Annotated in this window: 7 protein-coding genes; 2 read left to right on the forward strand and 5 right to left on the reverse strand. The window is 65.2% G+C overall.

Going from position 1 to position 9,544, the window contains the following annotated elements; all coding sequences use genetic code 11:
• Positions 1–15: 15 nt before the first annotated feature.
• From CF161_RS04780 to CF161_RS04790, 3 genes are all read right to left on the reverse strand, one after another.
• Positions 16–810 (reverse strand): carbon-nitrogen hydrolase family protein, encoded by a 795-nt coding sequence (locus tag CF161_RS04780; RefSeq protein ID WP_020295434.1) that lies wholly within the window; start codon positions 808–810, stop codon positions 16–18.
• A 79-nt stretch (positions 811–889) separates the two neighbouring features.
• Positions 890–2,572 (reverse strand): NAD(P)/FAD-dependent oxidoreductase, encoded by a 1,683-nt coding sequence (locus tag CF161_RS04785; RefSeq protein ID WP_020295435.1) that lies wholly within the window; start codon positions 2,570–2,572, stop codon positions 890–892.
• Positions 2,573–2,840: 268 nt separating this feature from the next.
• Positions 2,841–3,302, reverse strand: coding sequence for an Lrp/AsnC family transcriptional regulator (locus tag CF161_RS04790; protein WP_020295436.1), 462 nt, complete (start codon positions 3,300–3,302; stop codon positions 2,841–2,843).
• A 313-nt stretch (positions 3,303–3,615) separates the two neighbouring features.
• On the opposite strand from CF161_RS04790, the gene CF161_RS04795 reads away from it, so the two are divergent.
• Positions 3,616–5,982, forward strand: coding sequence for a glucose/quinate/shikimate family membrane-bound PQQ-dependent dehydrogenase (locus CF161_RS04795; protein ID WP_020295437.1), 2,367 nt, complete (start codon positions 3,616–3,618; stop codon positions 5,980–5,982).
• Between the two features lie 121 nt (positions 5,983–6,103).
• Here the strand turns inward: CF161_RS04795 and CF161_RS04800 are convergent, their stop codons facing one another.
• Together CF161_RS04800 and CF161_RS04805 are read right to left on the reverse strand one after the other, a co-directional pair.
• On the reverse strand, positions 6,104–7,222 hold the full coding sequence (locus CF161_RS04800) for a succinylglutamate desuccinylase/aspartoacylase family protein (protein ID WP_020295438.1): 1,119 nt from the start codon (positions 7,220–7,222) through the stop codon (positions 6,104–6,106).
• Between the two features lie 108 nt (positions 7,223–7,330).
• Entirely contained in the window at positions 7,331–8,248 is a 918-nt protein-coding gene (locus tag CF161_RS04805) for a LysR substrate-binding domain-containing protein (RefSeq protein WP_020295439.1), read from the reverse strand.
• A gap of 194 nt (positions 8,249–8,442) precedes the next feature.
• Between CF161_RS04805 and CF161_RS04810 the strand changes: the two genes are divergently transcribed.
• The coding region (locus CF161_RS04810; RefSeq protein ID WP_020295440.1) for a 5-guanidino-2-oxopentanoate decarboxylase at positions 8,443–9,544 on the forward strand (1,102 nt) is incomplete at its 3' end.

Raw genomic sequence — 9,544 nt, forward strand, 5'->3', positions numbered from 1 at the left:
GCGGATAACCCGGGATCAGCGCTTGTTCAGGTCGTCGTAAAGCTCGGGGCGGCGGTCGACGAAATAGCGATTGATCGCCCGGGAGTCGAGCATCAATTGCCGGTCCAGCACGCCGCTGATCAGCGCTTCGTCGAGCCCGGCCTGGGCGCTGAGGGTGCCATCGGGAGCGGCGATGCTGCTCAAGCCGCAGTAGTGGATTTCGTCCTCGTTGCCGCAGTAGTTGGCGTAGGCCACATAGCACTGGTTTTCAAAGGCCCGGGAGCGCACGGTCACTTCGGCAACGAACTCGTAGGGACGCATGTTCGCCGTCGGCACCAGGATCAGCTCGGCACCGGCCAGGGCCAGGCGCCGGGCGTTTTCCGGGAACTCGATGTCGTAGCAGATCAGGAACCCGAGTTTCCAGCCGTTCAATTCCACCAGCGGGAACTGGTCGGCCCCGGCGCTGAACATCGAGCGGTCGAGGTCGCCGAACAGGTGGGTCTTGCGGTAGTTGCACAGGCGCTGGCCCTGGGCATCGATCAGTTGGATGGCGTTGTAGATCTGCCCGTCCTCGGCGCGCTCGGCATAGCCATAGACAATCGCGGTGCCCGCGGCCCGGGCGATGGCCGCGATATGTTCGGCCGACGGGCCGTCCTGGGCTTCCGCCAGGGCGCCGACCGCCTCGGGGCCGATGTTGTAACCGCTGAGGTACATCTCGGGCAGCACCAGCAGGTCGGCGTCGCTGGCTTCCATGGCGATGTTCTGCAGGCGTTGCAGGTTGCCGGCTACATCCAGGGGCAGTGGCGGGCACTGATAAAGCGCTACGCGCATGGGGATTACTCCTGATCAACCGCGGGGCCGGCTTGGCAGCGGTGCGGCTGGCAAGCGGGCCCGCGAGGGCGGGTGTCGACTATTCGGCCAGGGCGATGGGGCCGATTTCGTGGAACACATCGCCTGGGCCCGGGTTTTCGGCGTGGGTCTGCCCGCCGAAGTGCTTCATGATGCCCCAAACCGCATTCAAGGAGGTCTGTACCGCGCCCTCGACCCAGGCCGGGGTCCAGGACACATCGTCGCCGGCGATAAAGATCCCGCGTTGTTCGGCCGGCATATCGTCCTGCATGAAGTGCGCGTACATCCGCTGGTTGTAGCGGTAGTGGCCCGGCAGCGCGCCTTTGAAGGCCCCGAGGAAATGCGGGTCGGCTTCCCAGGACACGGTGATCGGATCGCCGATGATGCGCGCGGCGATGTCGACTTTCGGGTAGATCTTTTTCAAGGCATCCAGGGCCAGCTTCACGCGCTTTTCCACGGGCTGCGGGAGCATTTTCAGGGCGTCGCTCATCCACGAGTAGGACAGGCAGATCACCCCCGGCTTGTCGTCGCCGTTGTCGAACAGATAAGTGCCACGGGTCAGGCGGTCGGTGAGGGTCATGCTCATCAGGTCGCGCCCGGTTTCCGGGTCTTTGTCCTTCCAGAATGGCCGGTCGACCATGACGAAGGTTTTCGACGATTGCATGTAGCGCGTGCGGTCCAGGGCCATCCACATCTTTTGCGAGAACAGGGTTTCGTCGCACTCGATCTGGGTGGTCAGCAGCCAGCTCTGGCAAGTGGTCAGCACCGCGGCGTATTCCCGGGTATCGCCCCAGTTGTCGGTCACCGCAAAGCGCCCGTCGGCCGCGTGGGCGATGCGTTTCACGCCCGTGCGCGGTGCGCCGTTGTGCAGCGAGCTGAGGCTGGTGCCTTCGGGCCAGTGCGCGCAACGCTCGGGCACATGGCGCCAGATGCCCAGGGGCACTTGCTCGACGCCGCCGACCACCAGGTGCTGGTGATCGTCGCAGTTGGTCATGACCACGCGGAAGATTTCCAGCATCGAGTTGGGAAAGTCCGAATCCCAGCCGCCGGTGCCGAAGCCGACCTGGCCGAACACTTCACGGTGGTGGAAGGACAGCTTGGCGAAGGCTTTGGAGGTGGCGACGAAGTCGTAGAAGGTGCGGTCGTCCCACAGCGGCACCAGGGTGTTCCACAGTTCCTTGAGGCGTGGCACATCGCGTTCGCGAATGGCTTGCTGGATCTCGCCGAAGCGCGATCCGTCTTCCAGGGCATCGGCCCAGGCGTCGGCCACTTCCTGGAACAGCGCCGGCAGGTCGGCGAGTTTCTGGGCGTAGTGGGTCTGGCCCTCGAGGTCGATCACGGTGCTGCCCGAGGCCGGGGTCAGCGGGTTGGGGAAGGGCTTGGTTTGCAGCCCGAGCTTGTCGACATAGTGATAGAAGGCGGTGGACGACACCGGGAAGCGCATGCCGCCCAGCTCGGCGATGATGCCCTCGGCGCCTTCAAAGGCTTGGGAGCGCAGGCGTCCGCCCATCTTCGAGGCTTCATACACCACGGGCTTGAGGCCCAGTTTCATCAGTTCGTAGGCGGCCACCAGGCCCGCGATACCGGCGCCGACAATGGCCACCTCGGCCCCGTGGTTGGCCTGGGGAATGCTGCCCAGGCCGGCGGGGTGTTCGATCCAGTCGTCAAAGGCAAAAGGGAAGTCCGGACCGAAAATGGTGATCGGTTTTTTACCGTCTGCAGGATGGCGATTGTTCTTGTTCATGGCGGGACCTGGCTGGCGGCTCACGCAGAGCGCTGAGTATAGAAAAAGCTGGCAGCCATTCTAGGGAGCGTAACGCACGTAAATAAGACGCAAAGTGTCGTCGTTTTGGATTCATATCAGGCGATATGACGAACTTAGGTGAATTAATGACGAGGCGGGGTGGCTGGGGCGGGGGTGGTGCTGTCAGGTGATGGGTGTACACCTGACTGTTTTTGGGCGCCGATTCGGGCCAGCGCAGCTACGCGCTGCTCGGCAGGGGCTACAGGGATCAGAGGGGGTGGCCGCGGTCGATTTTGCTGCTGAGGATGATGGAGGTGGTGGTTTTTTCGACGCCGTCGACGCTGCCGATCTGGTCGAGCAACTGGTCGAGCTGTTCCGGCGAGTCGGTGCGCAGCCAGGCCACATAATCGAATTCGCCGCTGACCGCGCACAGCTGCTGGACCTGGGCCATGGCGCTGAGGCGGCGCAGCACTTCCTTGCCCGAGCGCGGCTGGACCTTGATGCCCACATACGCCTGCAGGCCGCCATCGACCACCCGTTGCCCCAGGCGCACGCCGTACCCGGTGATGACCCGGGCTTTTTCCAGGCGGGCCAGGCGCGAGGTCACGGTGGTCCGCGCGATGCCCAGTTGCCGGGCCAGCATGGCCACGCTTTCGCGGGCGTTGATCTGCAAGGCGGCAATCAGTTGACGATCGATTTCGTCGAGGACGGGAGGGCGGCTTTCAGACACGGTGGGCTCCGGCGCGGGAATCGGTGGGCGAGCATGTTACCGCCTCGCCGGCACCGACGCTCGCTGTGCTACTGACGCTGTAACTGCGCGCAGTTCTACGGGGTGAAGCATTGCGTAGGGGGAAACGCCTCGCTGAATAAATATTCTGTGTTGATGAGCGTTGGAATTTATTTTGGCCGTCGGTACTGCGGCTTTATGGCTAATCTGAAACCGCTCATGACATTTTTTGCCACAAATTGGCTGCGACAAGTTGTCATAAGTAACTAGGTAGTACATTCTCTCGCCCACGTTAAAGATGGGAGAAATTTCCGACATGAACAACTCTGGAGCTGCCGCCGGCAGCAAATGGCTGCTGCTGGGGCTGGGTGTCCTGATCGCACTGATCGGGCTTGGCCTGGCCGGTGGCGGTGGCTACCTGGTGACTCTGGGTGGCAGCTGGTACTTCCTGCTGATGGGCCTGGCGATGCTGGTGTCCGGCCTGCTGATCGCGCGCCGCAACCCCCGCGGTGCCTGGCTCTATGGCGTGGCCCTGGTGCTGACCGCGATCTGGGCGGTGTGGGACACCGGCCTGGAATACTGGCCGCTGGTGTCGCGGGTCCTGACCTTCGCCGTGATCGGCCTGGTGGTGGCGCTGATCTACCCGACCCTGGTGCGGGCTTCCGGCGCGACCGCCGGCCGTGGCGCCTATGGCCTGGCCGGTGTGCTCGGCCTTGGCGTGGTAGCGACCCTGGCCTACATGTTTGTGCCGACCCATGTGGTCAAGGCCAGCGTTGAGCCGGCGGTAACCCCCGTGGCTCCGGGCACCGAGCAGAAAGACTGGGCGCACTGGGGCAACACCACGGCGGGCAACCGCTTTGCCGCGCTGGACCAGATCAACAAAGGCAATATCGACAAGCTGCAAGTGGCCTGGACCTTCCGCACCGGCGACATTCCCGAGAGCAACGGCTCTGGCGCCGAAGACCAGAACACCCCATTGCAGGTCGGCGACAACATTTACGTCTGCACCGCCTACGGCAAAGTCTTCTCCCTGGACGCCGACACCGGTGCCGAGCGCTGGAAGTTCGACCCCAAGGGCAGCGCGCCGAACTGGCAGCGTTGCCGTGGCCTGGGTTACTTCGACAGCAGCGCGGCAACCGGGACCGCGCAGCCCGTGGCGGCCAGCGCCTGTGTCAAACGGCTGTTCCTGCCGACCATCGATGCCCGCCTGATCGCCCTCGACGCCGAAACCGGCAAGCCCTGCGCCGATTTTGGCGACCAGGGCACGGTCGATCTGAAAACCGACATGGGTGAAGTCAAACCCGGTTATTACCAGCAGACCTCGACCCCCCTGGTGGCGGGCAATGTGGTGATTGTCGGCGGCCGTGTTGCGGATAACTTCTCCACCGGCGAACCACCGGGCGTGGTGCGTGCGTTCGACGTGCGCAGCGGCGAACTGGTCTGGGCCTGGGATCCGGGCAACCCGAACACCACCAAACGGCCACCGGCGGGCGAGACGTACACCCGCGGTACGCCGAACGTGTGGTCGGCCATGTCCTATGACCCCAAGCTGGGCCTGGTCTACCTGCCGACCGGCAACGCGACCCCGGACTTTTTCGCGGGTGAGCGGACCGAGTTCGATGACAAGTGGAGTTCCTCCATCGTCGCCCTCGACGTCGCGACCGGCCAGGTGCGCTGGCACTTCCAGACCACCCACCACGACCTCTGGGACTTCGACCTGCCGGCGCAGCCGCTGCTGTACGACGTGCCGGACGACAAGGGTGGCGTGCAACCGGCGCTGGCCCAGGTCACCAAGCAGGGCGAGATCTTCCTGCTCAACCGCGAGACCGGCAAGCCGATTGCCCGGGTCGAAGAGCGGCCGGTGCCCCAGGGCAATGTGCCGGGCGAGCGTTATTCGCCGACCCAGCCGTTCTCCGTGGAAATGCCGTCGATCGGTAACCAGACCCTCACCGAAGCCGATATGTGGGGGGCCACGCCGTTCGATCAGTTGATGTGCCGGATCCAGTTCAAGGGCATGCGCCACCAGGGCGTCTACACCCCGCCGGGCCTGGACCGTGCCCTGCAATTCCCGGGTTCCCTGGGGGGCATGAACTGGGGCAGCGTGTCGGTGGACCCGAACACGAACTACATGTTCGTCAACGACATGCGCCTGGGCCTGGCCAACTACATGATCCCGCGGGACAAGATCGCCGCCGGTGCCAGCGGCATCGAAATGGGCGTGGTGCCCCAGGCCGGCACGCCGTTTGGCGCCATGCGTGAACGCTTCCTGTCGGCGGCTGGCATTCCGTGCCAGAAACCCCCGTTCGGCACCATGTCGGCCATCGACCTGAAGACCCGCAAGCTGATGTGGCAGGTGCCGGTGGGCACCGTGCAGGACACCGGCCCGATGGGTATCCGCATGCACATGCAGATCCCGATCGGCATGCCGACCCTGGGCGCCTCCCTGGCCACCCAATCCGGCCTGCTGTTCTTCGCCGGCACCCAGGACTTCTACCTGCGCGCCTTCGACACCGGCAACGGCAATGAGATCTGGAAATCCCGCCTGCCGGTGGGCAGCCAGTCGGGGCCGATGACCTACGTGTCGCCGAAAACCGGCCAGCAGTACATCCTGCTCACCGCCGGTGGCGCCCGTCAGTCGACGGACCGGGGCGATTACGTGATCGCCTATGCGCTGCCCAAGTAAGGGCTGACACCGCAAAGTAAAAAGCCGCGCATTGCGCGGCTTTTTCATGGGCGGGGTTTCGCCTCGGCCTGGGGCTGGGCCGTTCCTGGAGAGTGACGCCTGGTTCACGTAGGCCCCAGCGTCAGGCCGAGACCTGCACCCCGTCCGGCAGGGGTTCGGCACCGGCGATCTTGCACAGCTCCACGCCCGAGGCGGCGAAACGGAGGGCAGAACGCATGTACATCACGCCGCAGGTTGAACTGCGCACCACCTGGGTCGCGCCGGACACTGGGTCGATCAGCTCCACTACCGGGTCCCCGTGGTTGATCCAGGCCCCGGGTTTATGCAGAAACACCACCAGCCCGGCGCAGGGTGCACGCAAGGTCAGCGAGCCGGCAAAAGGCGTCGCCGGGTGTAGCAGCGCCGGCATTGCCGGGGCCTCGCCATCCACCACCCCCAAGTGCTGCAAGTAGGCGAAGAGCTGCCCAGCATCGCTCTGTGCCAGCTCGTGCTCGACATCGGCTTCGCCCCGCAGCTCCAGGGTCACGCTGGCGCAGCCCAGGGGGATCGGGAAGCGCTCGCCGAAGCGCTCGGCCAGGCGCCACCAGGGTTGGCCGCAGGCCTCGTCGAACGAGCCGGCGCCGGTGCCGCTGGCCAGCAGGCTGGCGTGCACGCCCAGGTAGCGCGCCAGGGGTGCGATCTGTGGCCAGTAAGGGGTTTCGGCGTACAGGTGGAGGACGGCCTGGGCATCGCAGTGCAGGTCCAGCACCACATCGGCGTCATGGGCCAGCAGCAGTTGGGCCCGCCGCAGTGAGTCGAGCTCGCTGGTGACCGGCCACTGCTGCAAGGCCTGGCCCATGGCCTGGCGAATCAGCCGCCGATTGTCCGCGGCGTCCTGGCCCAGGCATGCCTCGAGGCCGTCGCCGATCAACGCCGCCAGGTCGGGGTAGCGGCGGTTGAAGTTTTCCCCGCTGTTGAAGTCGAAGCGGCCCATGGCATCGTGCATCAGGGTCTGCTCCAGGCCCACCGGGTTGGCCATCGGCACCAGGACGATTTCCCCGAGGATCGCGCCCGCTGCCAGGGCCCGGTCCAGGCGCTGGCGCAGGTGATGCAGCACCAGCATGCCGGGCAGTTCATCGGCATGCAGGCTGGCTTGCAGGTAGACCTTTGTGCCCCGCCCGGGCTCGCCGTAATGCAAGCTCGTCAGGTCCCGGCGGGTGCAGGGGCTGCGGGCCAGCAAGGGCTGGTGTTGGACACGCATGGGGGGCTTCCTCGGCAGTGATGGCGGGCCATTCTCGGCAAAGTAAAACAGCCCATCAATCGAAGAATTTGCGCCTCACTGGTGAGCGTAATTGCCCATTGCCGTGCCTCAACTGCTGATCGGCGGCTTGTCGCTGATGCCCTGGGTGGTGGCCAGCAACTGGTTTTTCAGCCAGGTGCTGAAGGCCTGCACCACCGAGCGTTCGGCCTTGGTCGGGTCGACCACCAGGAAGTAGCCGCGCAACGGGTTGATGGCAATCTCGAACGGCCTGACCAGCAGGCCTCGCGCCAGGGCATCGCCGCTGAGCAGGTTGTCGCCGATGGCCACGCCCTGGGCCGCGATGCAGGCCGACTGGGCGCAATGGGCGTCGGAAAAAATGATCCCGCTGCCGGCGTCGATGCTGGAGGCCCCGGCCGCCGCCAGCCAGACCCGCCAGTCGGTCTGGTCGCTCATGTGGATCAGCGGAAAGCCGGCCAGCTCCTGGGGCGTTTTCAGGCCGCCCAGGGCGTTGATCAGGCGTGGGCTGCACACCGGGAAAAAGTGCAGGGCGACGATCTGCTCCACCAGCAGGTCCGGCCAGTCGCCAATGCCATAGGCGATGAACAGGTCGGCATTCGGGTCGCTGGTGTCGTCCGGTGCGCGAGGGGTGACCACCTGCAATTGCACCTGCGGGTACTGCCGCAGGAAATCGTTGATGTGGTAGCACAGCCAGAAGCTGGCGAACCCCGGGTTGCAACTGATGCGCAATTTGCCCGAGATCTGCTGGTCCTCGAAGCGGCGGCCGGCCTCCTGGATGTCGGCGAGGATCTGGTGCACTTCACGGGCATAACATTCGCCGCGATAGGTCAGGCCGATGCCACGGCCGATGCGTTCGGTGAGGGCAAAGCCCAGGCTCTGTTCGAGGCTGTTGATCTGATGGCTGATGGCGCTGCGGGTCAGGTTCAACTGGCGCGCGGCATCGGTCACGCTGCCCAGGCGGGCGACCGCATCCAGGGCGCGCAGGGCGGTCATCGAGGGGTAACGCATGCAACCTCCTGGCAGCGATGGGGTGCCTCCAAGCCCGGGCAGACAGGCAAAAAGGCGGCTGATCTTTGGGTAATTTAATTTGACATTAACGCAAAATAAATTCGATTGATGTAATTATTCATTCACCAATACTAGGGGCCTGCGCCAGCTCCGGGTGAGCCTGGCCACTTATAAAAATAAGATGAGGAGCTCCCATGGTCAGTTGTGCCCAGGCGTTGGTCCGGTTGCTTGAAGGCTATGGCGTGGAGTCGGTATTCGGCATTCCAGGCGTGCACACGGTCGAGCTTTATCGCGGGTTGCACGGCAGTTCCCTGCGTCATGTCAGCCCGCGCCATGAACAGGGTGCCGGCTTCATGGCCGACGGTTACGCCCGTGCCAGCGGCAAGCCGGGTGTGTGTTTCATCATCACCGGCCCGGGCATGACCAACATCCTCACGGCCATGGGCCAGGCCTATGCCGACTCGGTGCCGATGCTGGTGATTTCCACCACCAGCCGCCGCGAGCATCTGCGCCTGGGCCACGGTTACCTGCATGAGATGCCCGACCAGCGCGCCATGGTCGCCGGGGTCTGCGCCTTCAGCCACACCCTGCAACGCCCACAGGAACTGCCGGAACTGCTCGGCCGGGCCTTTGCCCTGTTTGGCTGTTCGCGTCCGCGCCCGGTGCATATCGAGATCCCCCTGGATGTACTGGAAATGCCGGCCGACGACCTCGACCTGCGCCCCCGTGCCTTGCCCCAGGCGCCCGCACCGGCGGCCGAAGCCATCGCCAGCGCGGTGCAGTTGCTGAGTCAGGCGCGCAAGCCGTTGATCCTTGCCGGAGGCGGTGCACGTCGCGCCGCGGGTGCATTGCGCGCCCTGGCCGAACGCTTGCAGGCACCGGTGGCGCTGACCACCAACGCCCGGGGTCTGCTGCCGCCGGAACACCCGTTGCTGCTCGATGGCGTGCAGTCGTCGAGCCATGGTCGCGAGCTGATCGCCGAGGCCGACGTGGTGCTGGCGGTGGGCACTGAACTTGGGGAAACCGACTACGACTTCTTCGGCCTTGGGCCCTTGCGCCTAAACGCACCCCTGATTCGCCTGGACATCGACCCGTTGCAGATTCTCGGCGCCCTGCGGGCCGACATCGGCCTGCTGGGGGATGCCGGGCAGGGCTTGCAGGCGCTGCACGACGCCCTGCCGCAACGGCCTGTGGGTGCCTGGGCCGAGGGGCGGGTGGCCGCAGTGAATGCGGCTGAGCGCGCGGGCTGGAACCCCAAGCAAGGGCGGATGCAGGCGCTGCTCGACACCCTGCGCG

The sequence above is a fragment of the Pseudomonas sp. CF161 genome (assembly GCF_000416215.1).
Classification (GTDB): domain Bacteria; phylum Pseudomonadota; class Gammaproteobacteria; order Pseudomonadales; family Pseudomonadaceae; genus Aquipseudomonas.

Coding starts and splice junctions, on each gene's coding strand:
- CF161_RS04780 (WP_020295434.1), bottom strand. CDS start 810: ATGCGCGTAGCGCTTTATCAGTGCCCGCCACTGCCCCTGGATGTAGCC.
- CF161_RS04785 (WP_020295435.1), bottom strand. CDS start 2,572: ATGAACAAGAACAATCGCCATCCTGCAGACGGTAAAAAACCGATCACC.
- CF161_RS04795 (WP_020295437.1), top strand. CDS start 3,616: ATGAACAACTCTGGAGCTGCCGCCGGCAGCAAATGGCTGCTGCTGGGG.
- CF161_RS04800 (WP_020295438.1), bottom strand. CDS start 7,222: ATGCGTGTCCAACACCAGCCCTTGCTGGCCCGCAGCCCCTGCACCCGC.
- CF161_RS04805 (WP_020295439.1), bottom strand. CDS start 8,248: ATGCGTTACCCCTCGATGACCGCCCTGCGCGCCCTGGATGCGGTCGCC.